The organism is Streptomyces lancefieldiae (genome assembly GCF_031845825.1).
GTDB classification, from domain to species: domain Bacteria; phylum Actinomycetota; class Actinomycetes; order Streptomycetales; family Streptomycetaceae; genus Streptomyces; species Streptomyces lancefieldiae.
Window position 1 is genome coordinate 34,184 of record NZ_JAVRFH010000046.1, and the last position, 17,598, is coordinate 51,781.

14 protein-coding genes are annotated in these 17,598 nt (G+C 71.6%); 8 read left to right on the plus strand and 6 right to left on the minus strand.

Annotated elements, in window-relative coordinates:
- Nucleotides 1-25: 25 nt before the first annotated feature.
- From RM812_RS31970 to RM812_RS31985, 4 genes are all read left to right on the plus strand, one after another.
- The gene (locus RM812_RS31970; protein WP_311580457.1) at nt 26-1,297 is read left to right on the plus strand and encodes an extracellular solute-binding protein; all 1,272 of its coding nucleotides are present in this window, start codon (nt 26-28) and stop codon (nt 1,295-1,297) included.
- A gap of 131 nt (nt 1,298-1,428) precedes the next feature.
- The gene (locus RM812_RS31975; RefSeq protein ID WP_311580460.1) at nt 1,429-2,433 is read left to right on the plus strand and encodes a carbohydrate ABC transporter permease; all 1,005 of its coding nucleotides are present in this window, start codon (nt 1,429-1,431) and stop codon (nt 2,431-2,433) included.
- A 13-nt stretch (nt 2,434-2,446) separates the two neighbouring features.
- Entirely contained in the window at nt 2,447-3,358 is a 912-nt protein-coding gene (locus tag RM812_RS31980) for a sugar ABC transporter permease (protein WP_311580463.1), read from the plus strand.
- Between the two features lie 210 nt (nt 3,359-3,568).
- Complete coding sequence (locus RM812_RS31985; protein ID WP_311580466.1) at nt 3,569-5,251, plus strand: glycoside hydrolase family 13 protein; 1,683 nt, start codon at nt 3,569-3,571, stop codon at nt 5,249-5,251.
- Nucleotides 5,252-5,318: 67 nt separating this feature from the next.
- Here RM812_RS31985 and RM812_RS31990 read toward each other — a convergent pair whose 3' ends face one another.
- Nucleotides 5,319-5,603, minus strand: a complete 285-nt coding sequence (locus RM812_RS31990; protein WP_311580469.1) for a hypothetical protein — start codon at nt 5,601-5,603, stop codon at nt 5,319-5,321.
- Between the two features lie 117 nt (nt 5,604-5,720).
- Between RM812_RS31990 and RM812_RS31995 the strand changes: the two genes are divergently transcribed.
- The 4 genes from RM812_RS31995 to RM812_RS32010 all read left to right on the plus strand — a co-directional run bounded on the left by RM812_RS31995 (nt 5,721) and on the right by RM812_RS32010 (nt 12,126).
- On the plus strand, nt 5,721-5,852 hold the full coding sequence (locus RM812_RS31995) for a hypothetical protein (protein WP_311580471.1): 132 nt from the start codon (nt 5,721-5,723) through the stop codon (nt 5,850-5,852).
- The gene (locus RM812_RS32000) at nt 5,828-6,076 is read left to right on the plus strand and encodes a DUF397 domain-containing protein (protein WP_311580475.1); all 249 of its coding nucleotides are present in this window, start codon (nt 5,828-5,830) and stop codon (nt 6,074-6,076) included. Before RM812_RS31995 ends, RM812_RS32000 begins: the two co-directional genes overlap by 25 nt.
- Before the next feature lie 223 nt (nt 6,077-6,299).
- The gene (gene pulA, locus RM812_RS32005; RefSeq protein ID WP_311580478.1) at nt 6,300-11,714 is read left to right on the plus strand and encodes a pullulanase-type alpha-1,6-glucosidase; all 5,415 of its coding nucleotides are present in this window, start codon (nt 6,300-6,302) and stop codon (nt 11,712-11,714) included.
- A gap of 55 nt (nt 11,715-11,769) precedes the next feature.
- Nucleotides 11,770-12,126, plus strand: coding sequence for a 5-carboxymethyl-2-hydroxymuconate Delta-isomerase (locus tag RM812_RS32010; protein ID WP_311580480.1), 357 nt, complete (start codon nt 11,770-11,772; stop codon nt 12,124-12,126).
- 8 nt (nt 12,127-12,134) lie between these two features.
- Here RM812_RS32010 and RM812_RS32015 read toward each other — a convergent pair whose 3' ends face one another.
- The 5 genes from RM812_RS32015 to RM812_RS32035 form a co-directional block, all read right to left on the minus strand.
- Complete coding sequence (locus tag RM812_RS32015; protein WP_311580483.1) at nt 12,135-12,851, minus strand: TetR/AcrR family transcriptional regulator; 717 nt, start codon at nt 12,849-12,851, stop codon at nt 12,135-12,137.
- Between the two features lie 71 nt (nt 12,852-12,922).
- On the minus strand, nt 12,923-14,854 hold the full coding sequence (locus RM812_RS32020) for a hypothetical protein (RefSeq protein ID WP_311580486.1): 1,932 nt from the start codon (nt 14,852-14,854) through the stop codon (nt 12,923-12,925).
- Between the two features lie 46 nt (nt 14,855-14,900).
- Complete coding sequence (locus RM812_RS32025; RefSeq protein ID WP_311580489.1) at nt 14,901-15,410, minus strand: tetratricopeptide repeat protein; 510 nt, start codon at nt 15,408-15,410, stop codon at nt 14,901-14,903.
- A gap of 255 nt (nt 15,411-15,665) precedes the next feature.
- Nucleotides 15,666-16,319, minus strand: a complete 654-nt coding sequence (locus tag RM812_RS32030) for a response regulator transcription factor (RefSeq protein ID WP_311580493.1) — start codon at nt 16,317-16,319, stop codon at nt 15,666-15,668.
- Nucleotides 16,304-17,569 (minus strand): sensor histidine kinase, encoded by a 1,266-nt coding sequence (locus RM812_RS32035; protein ID WP_311580496.1) that lies wholly within the window; start codon nt 17,567-17,569, stop codon nt 16,304-16,306. The genes RM812_RS32030 and RM812_RS32035 overlap by 16 nt, the downstream gene beginning before the upstream one ends.
- Nucleotides 17,570-17,598 lie beyond the last annotated feature (29 nt).

The following is a 17,598-nucleotide window of genomic DNA, read 5'->3' on the forward strand; positions in this document are numbered from 1 at the left end:
GGGCTTTCACCCTCAAGGAGAACTCATGCGGCGTGGCATAGCGGCCACCGCGCTGGTGGCGTCCCTCGCCCTCGCGGCGACGGCGTGCGGCGGGGACGGCGACAGCGACAGCGAGTCGGGCGGACCGGTCACCATCACTTACTGGGACACCTCCAACGCGACCAACGAGGCGCCGACCTACAAGGCCCTGGTCAAGGAGTTCGAGGCCGCCAACAAGGGCATCAAGGTCAACTTCGTCAACGTCCCCTTCGACCAGGCGCAGAACAAGTTCGACACCGCCGCCGGCGCCCAGGGCGCCCCGGACGTGCTGCGCGCCGAGGTCGGCTGGACCCCCGCATTCGCCAAGAAGGGCTTCTTCCTGCCGCTGGACGGCACCGAGGCCCTCGCCGACCAGGCCAAGTTCCAGCCCAACCTGATCGAGCAGGCCAAGTACGAGGGCAAGACGTACGGCGTGCCGCTGGTCACCGACACCCTCGCCTTCGTATACAACAAGGAACTCTTCGCGAAGGCCGGCGTCGGGGCCCCCAAGACCTGGGACGACCTGAAGAAGGCCGCCGCCACCATCAAGGACAAGACGGGCGTCGACGGCTTCTGGGGCTCGACCGCGGGCTACTACGCCCAGCCGTTCCTGTACGGCGAGGGCACCGACACGGTCGACGCCGAGGCCAAGAAGGTCACCGTCAAGTCGCCCGCGGCCGAGAAGGCCTACGGCACCTGGCTGAGCCTGTTCGACGGCAAGGGCCTGCACAAGGCCGACACCACCGCCGACGCCTACGCGCACATCCAGGACGCGTTCGTCAACGGCAAGGTCGCCTCGACGATCCAGGGCCCGTGGGAGATCACCAACTTCTACAAGGGCGCCGCGTTCAAGGACAGGAAGAACCTCGGCATCGCCACCGTCCCGGCCGGTTCCACCGGCAAGGCGGGCGCCCCGACCGGCGGCCACAACCTGTCGGTGTACGCCGGCTCGGACAAGGCGCACCAGGAGGCGGCGCTGAAGTTCGTGAAGTTCATGACCTCGGCGAAGTCCCAGGAGACCGTCGCCCTGAAGAACTCCACGCTGCCGACCCGCGACGACGCCTACACGGACACGGTCAAGGCCGACCCGGGCATCGCCGGCTACCAGACGGTCCTGCCGGCCGCCCAGCCGCGCCCGGCCCTGCCCGAGTACAGCTCCCTGTGGGCCCCGCTGGACGACGAGCTGCCGCAGATCGCCGGCGGCAAGGAGTCCCTGGACAAGGGCCTGAGCGACGCCGAGACCGCGATCGCCAAGCTGGTGCCGGACTTCGGCAAGTGAGTCCGTGTGGCTGCCGGGTCCCCCTCCCCCGGGGCGGGGGACCCGGCGGCCACCGGCCCGCGCGTCGTCCCCCCCCCCTGTTCCGCTGACGCTCCAGTCGATCCTCCTGATGCTCCCGAAGGTGTCGAACCATGACAGTCGCCATCGACCGCGCGACCGGCAAGCGCCGCGGTGACCGCACCCCGCGGCCCGGCCTCGGCCGGCGTCTGAAAGACGGATACCAGAAGCACTGGTACGCCTACGCGATGATCGCGCCGGTGGCCGTCGTGCTCGGCGTCCTCGTGCTGTACCCGCTGGGGTACGGCCTCTACCTCACGCTCACCGACGCCAACAGCCTCAACTCCGCGCGCACCATCGGCGTCAACGAGATCGCGGCCACCTACAAGTTCGTCGGCCTGGACAACTACGCCGACATCCTGTGGGGACCGACGGCGTACGACCGCTTCTGGTCGCACTTCATCTGGACGATCGTGTGGACCGCGCTCTGCGTCGGCCTGCACTACTTCATCGGCCTGGGCCTCGCCCTGCTGCTCAACCAGAAGCTGCGCGGGCGCACCTTCTACCGGCTGATCCTGGTCCTGCCGTGGGCCGTGCCCACCTTCGTCACCGTCTTCGGCTGGCGGTTCATGCTCGCCGACAGCGGCATCATCAACTCCGGGCTCGAAGCGCTGCACCTGCCGACCCCGCTGTGGCTGGAGGACGTCTTCTGGCAGCGGTTCGCCGCGATCATGGTCAACACCTGGTGCGGTGTGCCGTTCATGATGGTCTCGCTCCTCGGCGGTCTGCAGTCCATCGACGCCAGCCTCTACGAGGCCGCCGAGATGGACGGCGCGAACGCCTGGCAGCGGTTCCGCCACGTCACCCTGCCCGGGCTCAGGTCGGTCAGCTCCACCGTCGTCCTGCTCGGCATCATCTGGACCTTCAACCAGTTCGCCGTGATCTTCCTGCTGTTCGGCAACACCGCCCCCGAGGCGCAGATCCTCGTCACCTGGGCGTACCAGCTCGGCTTCGGACAGCAGCCGCGCGACTTCGCGCAGTCCGCCGCCTACGGCATCCTGCTGCTGGCCATCCTGATCGTCTTCACCTCCTTCTACCGCCGCTGGCTGAACCGCAATGAGCAGCAGCTCGCGAACTGAGGCAGGAGCCCCCATGAGTACAAGCACCGTGCCGACCGAGGCTCCCGCGGAGCAGGCCACCGCGTCCACCACGCGGCCGCGCCCGGCGCGCGGGCGCGCCGAGCGCAGCCGCGCCGCGTCCCTCGCCTCCCACGGCATCCTGACCGTCGCGAGCCTCGTCGCGATCTTCCCGATCGCCTGGCTGGTCTACCTGTCCCTCGGCCCGGACAAGGACGACTATCTGCACCCCGGGCGCATCTGGTCGAAGATGACCTTCGACAACTACGCGTTCGTGCTCCAGGACACGAACTTCTTCGAATGGCTGAAGAGTTCGCTGATCGTCTCGCTGGGCACCACGGTCATCGGCGTGATGGTCGCCGCCACCACCGGCTACGCGGTCTCCCGGATGCGCTTCCCGGGCTACAAGAAGCTCATGTGGGTCCTCCTGGTCACCCAGATGTTCCCCATCGCGGTCCTGATCGTGCCGATGTACCAGATCCTGTCCGACCTGCGGCTCATCGACAACTACCTCGGCCTGATCCTCGTCTACTGCTCGACCGCGGTGCCGTACTGCGCCTGGCTGCTCAAGGGCTACTTCGACACCATCCCGTTCGAGATCGACGAGGCCGGCCGCGTCGACGGACTGAGCCCCTTCGGCACCTTCTTCCGGCTGATCCTGCCGCTCGCGAAGCCGGGCCTCGCGGTCGCCGGCTTCTACAGCTTCATCACCGCCTTCGGCGAGGTCGCCTTCGCCTCGACGTTCATGCTGAGCGACACGAAGTACACCTTCGCCGTCGGACTGCAGAGCTTCGTCAGCGAGCACGACGCGCAGCGCAACCTGATGGCGGCGACCGCCGTGCTCGTCGCGATACCCGTCTCCGCCTTCTTCTACCTCGTGCAGAAGAACCTGGTGACCGGCCTCACCGCCGGCGGCACGAAGGGCTGACGCCCACCGACCCCCGCGCCCCAGCGCGCGGGTGGCGGCCGCGGTGCCCATCCGACCCCGCCGGCACCGCGGCCGCCTCGTCACCCGTCGCTACTCGTCGCCACTCGTCGACACCCGCCGTCACTCGCCGACCCCCGTCGACACCCGCCGTCGTACCACCACGACCGCGACTCCATGACCCGAACCTCCTCGTCACGTATCAAGGACGCCATGAGCCAGCAGCACTCCGCCGCACCGGCCCCCACCTCCGCCACCGCCACTGCCACGAGGCGCCGCGACTGGTGGCGCGACGCGGTCATCTACCAGGTGTACCCGCGCAGCTTCGCCGACAGCAACGGCGACGGCATGGGCGACCTGGAGGGTGTCCGCGCCCGCCTGCCGTACCTGCGCGACCTGGGCGTGGACGCCGTGTGGCTCAGCCCCTTCTACGCCTCCCCGCAGGCCGACGCCGGCTACGACGTCGCCGACTACCGGGCCGTCGACCCCATGTTCGGCACCCTGCTGGACGCCGACGCGCTGATCCGCGACGCCCACGGGCTGGGACTGCGCATCATCGTCGACCTGGTCCCCAACCACTCCTCCGACCAGCACGAGTGGTTCAAGCGCGCCCTCGCCGAGGGCCCCGGCTCCCCGTCGCGGGACCGGTACCACTTCCGTCCCGGCAAGGGCGAGAACGGCGAACTGCCGCCCAACGACTGGGAGTCCATCTTCGGCGGCCCCGCCTGGACCCGGGTCACCGAGCCCGACGGCACGCCGGGGGAGTGGTACCTGCACCTGTTCGCGCCCGAGCAGCCCGACTTCAACTGGGAACACCCGGCCGTCGGCGACGAGTTCCGGTCCATCCTGCGCTTCTGGCTGGACATGGGCGTCGACGGGTTCCGCATCGACGTCGCCCACGGCATGGTGAAGGCCGAGGGCCTGCCGGACCTGGGGGACCACGAGCAGCTCAAGCTGCTGGGCAACGATGTCATGCCGTTCTTCGACCAGGACGGCGTCCACGACATCTACCGCCAGTGGCGGCTCATCCTCGACGAGTACTCGGGCGAGCGCATCTTCGTCGCCGAGGCGTGGACCCCGACCGTCGAGCGCACCGCGAACTACGTCCGCCCCGACGAACTGCACCAGGCGTTCAACTTCCAGTACCTGGGCACCCACTGGGACGCCGAGGAGCTGCGCACGGTCATCGACCGCACGCTGGACGCCATGCGCCCGGTCGGAGCCCCCGCCACCTGGGTCCTCTCCAACCACGACGTCACCCGGCACGCCACCCGCTTCGCCAACCCGGCGGGCCTCGGCACCCAGATCCGCCTGGCCGGCGACCGCGAGCTGGGCCTGCGCCGGGCCCGCGCGGCCACCCTCCTCATGCTGGCCCTGCCCGGCTCGGCCTACGTCTACCAGGGCGAGGAACTGGGCCTGCCGGACGTCGTCGACCTCCCGGACGAGGTGCGCCAGGACCCGGCGTACTTCCGGGGCGCCGGCCAGGACGGCTTCCGCGACGGCTGCCGGGTGCCGATCCCGTGGACGCGCACGGGATCGTCGTACGGCTTCGGCGACGGCGGCAGCTGGCTGCCGCAGCCGGCGGGCTGGGGCGAGCTGAGCATCGAGGCGCAGACCGGCGACCCCGGCTCGACCCTGGAGCTGTACCGCGCCGCGCTGTCGGCGCGCCGGGAGCAGGCCGACCTGGGCGCCGGCGACGCCGTGGAGTGGCTGCGCGCGCCCGAGGGTGTCCTCGCCTTCCGGCGCGGGGAGTTCGTGTGCGTCGCCAACACCACCGGCGAGTCGGTGACGGTGCCCGCGTACGGGCGGGTGCTGCTGGCCAGCGGCGAGGTGACCGAGGCGAACGGCGAGGCGCAGGTGCCGGCGGACACCACGGTGTGGTGGACCCGGGCCTGACGGTCCCCTTCCGGACCCCCGAAGGGCCCGCCACTTCCGCTGGGGAGCGGCGGGCCCTTCGGGGTGCTCATGGCCGGTTCGTACTCCGCCGGTTCCCCTCGCGCACCCGGGCGTTCAGCTCGCCGGAACGGCCACCTTCCCGCAGCGCCGCCGCCAGTTGCCGGGCCGTGCCCGGGTTGCAGCGTCCGAGGTCCACCAGCGGTGGCAGGTAGTCGCCGGCGAGCGAGACGCTGTCCAGCCCCAACGACGGCAGGCGTACGCCCACCTCGTCCAGGGCGAGGCGGAGTTCGTCCCGGGCGGCGCCGGCGTCCTGGATCGCGGCCGCCCGCCTTCTGCGTTCCTGTGGTGGCATCGTGAGTGCCCTTCCTGCGTGACGATCCCGACTCTCCCCACGATCATCGGTACGTGACGCTATGCTCACCAGGGGTAATGGTTTGCGTTGCGCTCGATCGAAAACGGGGGACAGTCGATGCCCGCGCCGAAGGAACTCGACCCGTCCGCGTCCCTGCCCGCGCTCTACGGCGTGAAGCTGCGCAAGCTCCGCGTCCGCGCCGTCGCGATGGAGGAGTTCAGCCGATGCGCCCCGCAGGAACCGACCTGAACGGCGCCAGATGGCGCAAGAGTACTTACAGCAATGGGCAGGGCGGTGACTGCCTGGAACTCGCCGGCAACCTTGCCGGCACCGTCCCCGTCCGTGACAGCAAGAACCCCACCGGCCCCGCGCTGCTGTTCCCGGCCTCCGCCTGGACCGCCTTCGTCGCCGGTATACGGCGAGCCGGGCGACTCCGTACCGCCGTAAGCGACCACCCTGCCCAAAAAGCCTGAGCACCTACCGGGCAACTGTCACCCGAGCGGCACGAGGACAACACCCGCCCGAGTGCTCACGCTGCGCGGCGGACACCGTGCCGCTTGCCCGGCAGTCACCTGGGCAAGGGGCGTGAAAATTCTTGCCGTTGCTTTCATTGCTCTTGCCGCAACTCTTGCGGCAGCGCTACGGTCTCGCCGGGGTCGGACCCGATCGAGCCGTCAGCACAAGGAGTTCACGACCGTGATACCGAGATGGCCGGTGCCTGTCGCGCGCCGTACCGCACGAGTGAGACGGGTCGCGGCCGTCACCGTGGCCGCGCTCGCCGCCGCCCTGCTTCCCCCGCTCGCCGCGCGGGCCGACGCCCCGCCCGCGCCCCCGTCCGACGCGAAGCTGGCGAAGACCGCCGCACGCCACGACCTGACCCGTGAGCAGTTCTACTTCGTCCTGCCGGACCGTTTCGCCAACGGGGACGCCAAGAACGACCGCGGCGGCCTGACCGGCACCCGGCTCAGCACCGGCTACGACCCCGCCGACAAGGGCTTCTACCAGGGCGGCGACCTCAAGGGCCTCACCGAGAAGCTCGACTACATCAAGGGCCTGGGCACCACCTCCCTCTGGATGGCGCCCCTCTTCAAGAACCAGCCCGTCCAGGGCACCGGCAAGGACGCCTCCGCCGGTTACCACGGCTACTGGATCACCGACTTCACCCAGGTCGACCCGCACTTCGGCACCAACCAGGACCTCAAGAACCTCATCTCCAAGGCCCACGCCAAGGGCATGAGGGTCTTCTTCGACGTCATCACCAACCACACCGCCGACGTCGTCGACTACGAGGAGAAGTCCTACGACTACCTCTCCAAGGGCGCCTTCCCGTACCTGACCAAGGACGGCGAGCCCTTCGACGACGCCGACTACGCGGACGGCTCCGGCAGGTTCCCCCGCGTCGACACCGGATCCTTCCCCCGCACGCCGGTCGTCCCGTCCGCCAAGAAGGACCTCAAGGTCCCGTCCTGGCTCAACGACCCGGCGATGTACCACAACCGGGGCGACTCCACCTGGGCCGGCGAATCGGCCACCTACGGCGACTTCAACGGTCTCGACGACCTGTGGACCGAACGGCCCGAGGTCGTCGACGGCATGGAGAAGATCTACGAGCGGTGGGTGAAGGACTTCGCCGTCGACGGCTTCCGGATCGACACCGTGAAGCACGTCAACACGGAGTTCTGGACCCAGTGGGCCACCGCGCTGGACGCCTACGCGGCGAAGCGGGGCCGCGACGACTTCTTCATGTTCGGCGAGGTCTACTCCGCCGACACCTCCGTCACCGCCCCGTACGTCACCCAGGGCCGCCTGGACTCCACCCTGGACTTCCCCTTCCAGGACGCGGCCCGCGCGTACGCCTCCCAGGGCGGCAGCGCGAAGAAGCTCGCCTCCGTCTTCGGTGACGACTGGAAGTACACGACCGACAAGGCCAACGCCTACGAGCAGGTCACCTTCCTCGGCAACCACGACATGGGACGCTTCGGCACCTTCCTCAAGCAGGACAACCCGAAGGCCACCGACGCCGAACTGCTGAAGAAGGACCGGCTGGCCAACGAGCTGATGTTCCTCAGCCGCGGCAACCCGGTGATCTACTACGGCGACGAGCAGGGCTTCACCGGCGCCGGCGGCGACAAGGACGCCCGCCAGCCGATGTTCGCCTCCCGTACCGCGGACTACCTCGACGACGACCAGCTCGGCACCGACCGCACCCACGCCGAGGCCGCCTACGACACGGGCGCACCGCTCTACCGGCAGATCAGCGCTCTCGCCAAGCTGCGCAAGGCCAACCCGGCCCTCGCCGACGGCGTCCAGACCGAGCGCCACGCCGCCGACGGCCCCGGCGTCTACGCCTTCTCCCGCACCGACGCGAAGACCGGCACCGAGTACGTCGTCGCCTTCAACAACGCCGACACCGCGAAGACCGCCACCTTCGCGACCGGCTCGGCGCACATGACCTTCCGCGGCCTCTACGGCACCGAAGCCACCGTGAAGTCGGGCGCCGACACCAAGGTCACCGTCACGGTCCCCGCCGGATCGGCCGTCGTCCTCAAGGCCGCGGGCAGCCTCGCCCGGCCCGCCGCCGAGCCGACGATCACCCTCCGCGCCCCGGACCCCGGCGCCACCGGCACCGTCGAGCTCGGTGCCGACGTCGCGGGCGGACAGCTCAACCGCGTCGTCTTCGCCGCCCAGACCGGCGACGGCACCTGGCGCACCCTCGGCACCGCCGACCACGCCCCCTACAGGGTCACCCACACCATCGGCGAGGACACACCGGCCGGCACCGCCCTGCGCTACAAGGCGGTCGTCGTGGACTCGGCGGGCCGCACCGCGAGCGCCACGGCCGCGTCCACCACCGGGACCCCGCCCGCCGAGGAGATCCCCACCGCCGCCTCCCGGGACCACGCGATCGTCCACTACGAACGCGAGGACGGGAACTACGACGACTGGGGCCTGTACGCCTGGGGCGACCTCGCCGACGGCGAGGCGACCACCTGGCCCGACAGCCACCCCTTCACCGGCCGAGACGCCTACGGCGCCTTCGCCCACGTCAAGCTCAAGCCCGGCGCGTCCGACGTCTCCTTCCTGGTGATCGACAAGGACGGCAACAAGGACGTCGCCACCGACCGCACCATCGACGTCACGCGGACCGGCGAGGTGTGGATCGAGCAGGGCAAGGAGCAGGTCGCCACGGAGCGGCCCGAGTACCCGGCCCAGGACACCGCCAAGGCCGTCCTGCACTACCACCGCGCCGACGGGAACTACGACGGCTGGGGCCTGCACGTCTGGGGCGACGCCGCGAACCCGACCGACTGGGCGAAGCCCCTCCAGCCGGTCGGGACCGACCCGTACGGCGCGGTCTTCGAGGTGCCCCTCACCGACGGCGCGAGCAGTCTGAGCTACATCGTGCACAAGGGCGACGAGAAGGACCTGCCCACCGACCAGGCCCTCGACCTCAAGGCCGACGGCCACGAGGTGTGGCTGCTGAGCGGCCGGCAGGAGTACCTGCTGCCGCAGCCCGCGGGCTCGGCGGCGGCCGTCGACCTCACCACCTCCAAGGCGGTCTGGATCGACCGGAACACCGTCGCCTGGAACGGCTCCGAGGGCGCCGCCTCCACCCAGTTGCTCGCCTCCCGCACCGGGTCGATCACCGCCGCGGACGGCACGCTCACCGGCGACGACCAGCGGTGGCTGCGCCTGACGAAGACGGCCCTCACCGACGCGCAGAAGGCGAAGTTCCCGCACCTGAAGGAGTACACCGCCTGGTCGGTCGACCCGCGCGACCGCGACCGGGTCCGCGAGACCCTGCGCGGCCAGGTCGTCGCCTCCCAGCGCGCGGCCAACGGCGCCGTCCTGGCGGCGACGGGTGTGCAGACCGCCGGCGTCCTGGACGACCTCTACGCGGCCGACGCCACCGAGGCCGACCTGGGCCCGGTCTTCCGCCACGGCCGACCCACCCTCTCCCTGTGGGCACCGACCGCACAGGACGTGAAGCTGGAGCTCGGCGACCGCACCGTCCCCATGCGGCGCGACGACGCCACCGGCGTCTGGTCCGTCACCGGCCCGAAGTCCTGGAAGGGCAAGGCCTACCGGTACGCCGTCAAGGTCTGGGCGCCCACCGCGGGCAAGGTCGTCACCAACAAGGTCACCGACCCGTACTCGCTCGCCCTGACCACCGACTCCGAGCGCAGCCTCGTCGTCGACCTGGCCGACCGGTCCCTCGCCCCGCGCGGCTGGGACGGCTACGACAAGCCCGAGGCGGTGCCGCTCAGGGACGCCCAGATCCAGGAGCTGCACATCCGGGACTTCTCCCTCGCGGACCCGACGGCGGACGCGGGCCACCGGGGCACCTACCTCGCCTTCACCGACAAGAAGAGCGAGGGCTCGAAGCACCTGCGGGAGCTGGCCGAGGCCGGTACCTCCTACGTGCACCTGCTGCCCGCCTTCGACATCGCCACCATCCCCGAGAGGAAGTCCGACCAGACCACGCCCGACTGCGACCTCGCCTCCCACCCGGCCGACTCCGACCAGCAGCAGGAGTGCGTGGCGAAGGCCGCCGCCAAGGACGCCTACAACTGGGGCTACGACCCGTACCACTACACGGTCCCCGAGGGCTCCTACGCCACCGACCCGGACGGCACCGAGCGCACCGTCGAGTTCCGGAAGATGGTCAAGGCGCTGAACGAGGACGGCCTGCGCGTCGTCATGGACGTCGTCTACAACCACACGGCCGCGAGCGGCCAGGCGGGAACGAGCGTCCTCGACCGGATCGTGCCCGGCTACTACCAGCGGCTGCTCGCCGACGGCTCGGTGGCGAACAGCACCTGCTGCGCGGGCACCGCCACCGAGAACGCCATGATGGGCAAGCTGGTCGTCGACTCGGTCGTCACCTGGGCCAAGGAGTACAAGGTCGACGGCTTCCGCTTCGACCTCATGGGCCACCACCCGAAGGCCAACATCCTCGCCGTGCGCGAGGCCCTCGACGCGCTGACCCTCGAGAAGGACGGCGTCGACGGCAAGAAGATCATCCTGTACGGCGAGGGCTGGAACTTCGGCGAGGTCGCCGACGACGCCCGCTTCGTCCAGGCCACCCAGAAGAACATGGCCGGCACCGGCATCGCCACCTTCTCCGACCGGGCCCGCGACGCCGTGCGCGGCGGCAGCCCCTTCGACGCCGACCCCGGCGTCCAGGGCTTCGCCTCCGGCCTGTACACCGACCCCAACTCCTCGAAGGAGAACGGCACCGAGGCCCAGCAGAAGGCCCGCCTGCTGCACTACCAGGACCTGGTCAAGGTCGGTCTCTCCGGCAGTCTCGCCGGTTACCGCTTCACGGACACCAGCGGCAAGGAGGTCAAGGGCTCCGAGGTCGACTACAACGGCGCCGCCGCCGGATACGCCGAGGCCCCGGGCGACGCCCTCGCCTACGCCGACGCCCACGACAACGAGTCCCTGTTCGACACGCTCGCCTTCAAGCTGCCCGGGGACACGTCCGCCGACGACCGGGCCCGCATGCAGGTCCTCGCCATGGCGACCGCCACCCTCTCGCAGGGCCCGGCGCTCTCCCAGGCCGGCACCGACCTGCTGCGCTCCAAGTCGCTGGACCGCAACTCCTTCGACAGCGGCGACTGGTTCAACGCCATCCACTGGAACTGCGCCGACGGCAACGGCTTCGGCCGCGGGCTGCCCCCGGCGGTCGACAACAAGGACAAGTGGCCCTACGCCAAGCCCCTGCTGGGCACGGTGAAGGTCGGCTGCCCGCAGATCACGGACGCCTCGGCGGCGTACCGGGACCTGCTGAGGATCCGTGCGAGCGAGCAGGACTTCTCCCTGGCCACGGCCGGGCAGGTGCAGTCCCGGCTCTCCTTCCCGCTCTCCGGGAAGGGGGAGACCCCCGGCGTGATCACCATGCGCCTCGGTGACCTCGTCGTCGTCTTCAACGCCACGCCCGAGCGGCAGGAACAGCGGATCGGGGCGGCGGCCGGAACCGGCTACCGGCTGCATCCGGTCCAGGCGGCGGGCGCGGACCCGGTGGTGAAGGAGTCCTCGTACGCGGAGAGGACCGGCACGTTCGCCGTGCCGGGCCGTACGGTCGCCGTGTTCGAACGGGCCGGCTGACGGACGCGGCACTGCGGTTAGGGTGAGCCCTGCTGTTCACGCAACGGGAGGGCTCATGCCGCAGATCACCGTCGACTACTCCGCACAGCTCGCGGACGACTTCGACCGGCCCGCGTTCGCGCGGGCCCTGCACACCACCGTCGTCGAGATCGCCGCCGCCAAGCCGCCGGCGTGCAAGACGCAGTTCCGCCGGACCGAGGACACCACGGTCGGCGCGGACACCGACGGGCACGCCGTCGTCCACGTCACCCTGGGGCTGCTCGCGGGCCGCACCGACGAGACCAAGGTCCGCCTCACCGAGGCGGTCCTGGAACTGCTGCGGCAGTACGTCAAGCCGGGTGACGGGCTCGCCCTGCACGCATCCGCCGAGGTCCGCGACCTGGATCCGTCCTACCGCAAGTTCGAGGGCTGAGGCCTGTCTTAGCGCGCGAACGCGCCGAGCCGGCCGGTCAGGTCCCCGAAGGGACCGTCGGCCGGCTCGTCACCGAGGACGCGGCGCAGCAGGGCGCCCATCCCCTCGTCGTGGATGGCGCTCACCGCCGTCAGCGCGGCGAAGTCCTGCACGAGCTGGACCTCCAGCTCGGCGCGCGGGACGCGGCGCCCGTCCAGCCAGATCAGGGCCGTCGACTCGGCCAGTGAGATCCAGGAGCGGACGACCAGCTCCAGCCGTGCGGGCGGATCGGTGACCTCCAGGTGCGCGAGGATCTGGACGTACGCGGCCTGCCGCACGGAGTCGACGAGCGCGTTCGTCGTGGAGGACGTGCTCATGGAGCAGGATCCGCCCGCGGTGACGGCCGGGCCGCCGCGCATCAGGGCCGAGAAACCGGGGCCGTGCTCCTCGACGAAGTCGAAGTAGCGGCCCATCACCCGCAGCAGCCGCGCGCCCAGCGGCCCCTCCTCCGGCTCCGCGAACCGGGCCGCGAGATCGTCCGACGCCCGTTTCAACGCGGCCTCGTACAGGCTGAGTTTGCCGGGGAAGTAGTGGTACACCAGCGGGCGCGAGATGCCCGCCGCCGACGCTATCTCGTCGACGGAGACCTCGTCGGGCGAGCGGTGGCTGAACAGTTCGAGGGCGACACCGATCAACTGCTGCCGCCGCTCCTCGACACCCATTCTGCGGCGCGCCCCGGTAGTCATACGAACACCTTACCGATCGAATCCGGCCTCCGAAGGGGCCGGACCGGTCGTCGGTGTCCACCCGTCGGTCGTCAGCCCAGCCCGCTGATCTTCCGACCGTCCTCCAGGGTTGCCTTCAGCTCCGCCCGCGCGCCCTGTTCGGCCTTCACCGTCAGCAGGTTCTTGTCGGCCGAGCCGGTGATACCGCCCGTCGCGCTGATCGACTCGGTGTCACTGCCGCCGGCGGCGAGCAGGTACCAGTGCCCGCCCTCCGACTTCCACAGCACCCCGGCCAGCACCTGCGGGTCGCGCTTGCCGCACGCCGGAACGTCCTGCGCCTTCGCCGCCACCACGCCCCGGTCCCCGCCCGGCGTCCGGAACTGGGCCAGCACCCTCGCCCCGTCGCCCCGCCAGGTCTCGGCCCGGGTGCACACCCAGGCGGCCGAACCGCTCGCGTCGGGCAGCGGCTGCGTCGCGAACTCCCAGGCGTTCACCGACCGCACGCCCTGCCCCCGCACCGAGCCCAGCGAGCAGGCGTACGGCGCCCAGGTGCGCAGCGCCTCCGCACCGGCGGCGTCCTTCACCGAGCCGGGGCGCCCGGTGGTCACACGGGCCGGGACCAACTCGCCGAGGTCGGTCATCAGGCGGGTGTGCGAGCCGTCGGTCAGCTGCAGCACGTTCCAGGACGCGCACGTACCGGACCGCTCCTGCCCGGGCCCGGCCAGCGGCGAGGTCACGCCGTCGGTCAGCGTCAGGTCCGTCGTGCCGGCGCCCGGATCGGCCAGGTCCCGGGCGGCGGCCTTCGTCACCCAGGGCGCCGTCAGATAGCGGATGTTGCCGTCGGCCCGGCCCAGGACCACCGCGTTCGCCTCCGCCCGGCGGGCGCCGTCGGTCCGGGTGAAGTCCAGCGCGGCACCGGCCGTGCCGTCCTTCGGCTCGGCGTACCTGACCAGGCGCAGACCGTCGTGGAGGATCACCACCCGCGCGTGGTCGACGGTACCGGCGTACAGCAGCCGGGGCGGGCCGGACGGGCCGCCGGTCGGGGTGCCCGGCGTCGCCGAGACGCTCACGGCCTTCCCGGGCCGGGCCCAGACGGCGAGGGCGCGGCGCAGCAGCGCCCTGTCGCCGGTGCGGTCACCGCGCGCCGGCCACACCGAGAAGTCGGTGCGCGCGGAGGTCTTCCACGCGGCCGGGCCGGCCTTGGTCAGCCGGCCGGGGTCGAGGGCGGCCTGCGCCGCCGGGTTCTGCGCGTAGGGCGGGGCGGCGGCACCGTCCGGCCCCAGGCCGTCGCCGGGCAGGCCCAGCAGCGCCCCGCACACCACCAGGGCCGCCCCGGCGACCAGCGCGGCCCGCGCGTGCCGCCGACGGCGCAACAGATCGGTCGGCCGGGCCTGCAGCGAGCAGGGGTCGAACGCGACGGAACCGAGCAGCGCGTACTGGCCGGGCACCTCGTCGGCCTCGCGCAGCGCGGCGTCCGCGTCGGCGGCCCCGGCGGCGTGGAGCAACCGCCGGACCTCGTCGTCGGGAAGCTTCTCCAGGCCCCGCAGCACGTACGCCGCCCGGCCCGCCGCGGAGAGGGCGGACAACCGCTGGTCCAGGGCGAGCTCGTCGGCGCCCCCGGAGCGCGGGTAGAGCTGGAGTCCGCGCACCTGGGGCAGCAGCGGCGGAAGCTGGGACCATGTGGGCCACGCCCGGCGCCGCAGCGGCAGGCACGCCTCCAGGGCCGTACGGACGACCCGCAGGCGGACCAGGGCGTAGCCGGGGTCGACGGCACCGCCGGTCGACTGGGCCGGGATCACGGGTGCCGGCGTCCGGTTGCGGGGCAGCGCGCGCTGGGCGAGGGCGTGCGAGGTCAGAACGCGCCGGCTCCGGCCGAGGCCCGGTGGCAGCACCAGGTAGGCGAGCCGGACCAGGCGCGGGTAGTGCTCGACGAGCGCGGCCTCGGCCTGCTCGACGTCGACGACCGGGTCGGCCGGGGAGGCGGAGGCCGGTGCTGGGCTCGGGGCGACATCCTGTGGCTGCACGTTCGGCAGAACGAACGAGTCGGCCGTTGGTCACTGCCGAAACGGGTTACCCCTCGGGCTCCACCAGCAGCCGTGCGTAGGCGGCCATCGATCGTCGGTACCGCGGCAGATGGGGTGCGAGGGCGCCGAGCACCAGGGACAGGCCCTCGCGGTCGCGGCCCAGGCTCGACAGGCAGAGCGCGAGCGTGGCCCGTACCGCGTCGTCCAACTCGTCCGACGGCGCGTCCAGTTCGGGCGTCAGCAGCCTGACGCCCTCCTCCGGCTGCCCGGTGTTGCGCAGGGAGCTGGAGAGCTGGATCTTCGCCCGTCGGCCCTTGTAGCCGCTGACCTCGCCCAGCCCGCGTGCCAGGGCCTCGCGGTAAAGGGGCACGGCCTTGTCGGAGTGGCCCGTGGAGTCCCAGGCACAGGCCCGCTCGAACAGGCCGAGGGGGCTGTCCGGGGGCAACTCGTCGGCGAGGGCGTCGATCACCGCGCGGAAGGCGGCGGCGTCGTCTTCGGGGTGGTCGTCGAACGTCGCCCATGCGGCGGTCACACGGTCTTCCCAGTCCTGGTTCACGGCGTCACTCTCGCACGGACGCGCACGGGGGACACCGGCATTTCCGGGTCCCGCGTTCGGTGAGTACTCCGCGCCCCGTGCCCGTATCGATGACCGTGAGCCCCTCACCGGACGGGTGCGGATCCGGGGGGGGGGGGGGGCACGGCGAGGCGGCCGTGCCCGGGACGGCGACGGGCAGCCTGAAACACCCGGGAGGGCGCACCAGGGGCGTTCACCGGTCTCGGAGATCGCCGGGTTCCGCGGGAGCGGTACGGCTCAGCGGCCGTGGTCGAGATAGGCCAGAACCGCCAGCACACGCCGGTTGTCGTCGTCCGAGACCTCGAGGCTCAGCTTGGCGAAGATGTTCGCCGTGTGCTTCGCGATCGCCCGCTCCGTGACGACGAGCTTGCCGGCGATCGCCGCGTTGGTCCGCCCCTGGGCCATCAGCTCCAGCACCTCCAACTCCCGCGGCGTCAGCCGCTCCAGCGGCCGGTCCTCCGCCGCACGCCGGCTGAGCAGCTGCTGGATGACCTGCGGATCCATCGCCGTACCGCCCGCCGCCACCCGCCGTACGGCGTCCACGAACTGCTCCGCGTCGAACACCCGGTCCTTGAGCAGGTACCCCACCCCGCCGCTGCCGTCGGCCAGCAGCTCACGCGCGTACAGCTGCTCCACGTGCTGGGACAGGACCAGGACCGGCAGCCCCGGCCGGTTGCGGCGGGCCTCGAGCGCGCACTGCAGGCCCTCGTCGGTGAGCGTGGGCGGCAGGCGCACGTCGACCACGGCGACGTCCGGTTCCAGTTCGGCCAGCGCCCGGGACAGCTCCGGGCCGGTCTCGACGGCCGCGGCGATCTCGAAGTCGTGGGCCTCGAGGAGCCGGACCAGCCCGTCGCGCAGCAGGAACAGGTCTTCGGCTAGGACAACGCGCAAGGGATCTCCATGGTGACCATGGTGGGGCCGCCGGCGGGCGAGCTGACGGCCAGGACGCCGTCGAATGTACCGAGTCGGCGCTCCACCCCGGCAAGGCCCGACCCCGCTCCGATCACGGCACCGCCGCTGCCGTTGTCGGTGACGGAGACACGCAGCCGGCCCTCGGCGTGGTGCACGTCGACCCAGATCCGGTCGGCGCCGGAGTGCTTCACCGCGTTGGTGAGGATCTCACTGACCGCGAAGTACGCGGCCGACTCCACGGGCGCCTCCGCGCGGCCGGGCAGGTCCACGTCGACCTCGACGGTGACGGGCAGCCGCAGCGCCAGCGCCCGTACGGCGTCGCCCAGGCCGCGCTCGGCGAGCACCGGCGGGTGGATGCCGCGCACGAGTTCGCGCAGCTCGGTCAGGGCGTCGGCGGAGGACCGGCGGGCCTGCGCGAGCAGTTCCCGGGCCTTCGCCGGGTCCTTCTCCAGCAGGGCCTCGATGGTCCCCAGGTCCATGCCCATGGCGACCAGCCGGGCCTGCGCCCCGTCGTGCAGGTCCCGCTCGATGCGGCGCAGCTCGGCGGCGGAGGTGTCGACGGCGTCGCGGCGGGTCTCGGTCAGCACCCGCACCCGCTCGGCGAGCTCCCCCTGGTCGGAGCCGAGGAGCGCGCCGGTGAGCCGGAAGTGGGCGTGCAGCAGGCGCGGGCTGAGCCAGACGGCGGCGAGGAGGACCACGGCGCCCAGGCCGGCGGCGTAGAGGGCCGAGGTCTGGTCGGTGACCTTGATGAAGCCGTACCAGTACCCGCCGGCCACGGCCCGCCACAGCCCGGCCGCTATCACGAAGCCCTCCAGCGCGTAGAGCGGCAGCGCGAAGGCGAGCAGCGCGGTGACGAAGCCCGCCGTCATGTCGACCGGCAGCCAGAGGAAGTCCCGCCAGGTCGCCGGGTCGCCGAGCATCCCGAAGGTGCGCGCCCACGGATTGGCGTCCTTGGGCAGCGGTCGGTACGCCCGCGGGATCCGCACCCCGCACCATTCGGCGGCGAGCAGCCGCCGCCAGTCCGCGAACGCCCGCACGCCGGTCAGCACATACGGCGTGGTGACGATGCCGACCCCGATCGGGACGAGGGCGATGGACACGGCGGTCAGGCAGAAGCCCAGCACCGCGCCGGGCAGGGAGATGAACGTCAGTGCCAGTCCCCGGACGGCCGACAGTGCCACGCCTCGCGTCCGCGTCGTCCGTGTCGCGCTCTTCGTCTCGATGCTCATGACGCCAGTCTCGCGGAGGCGGCGGCGCG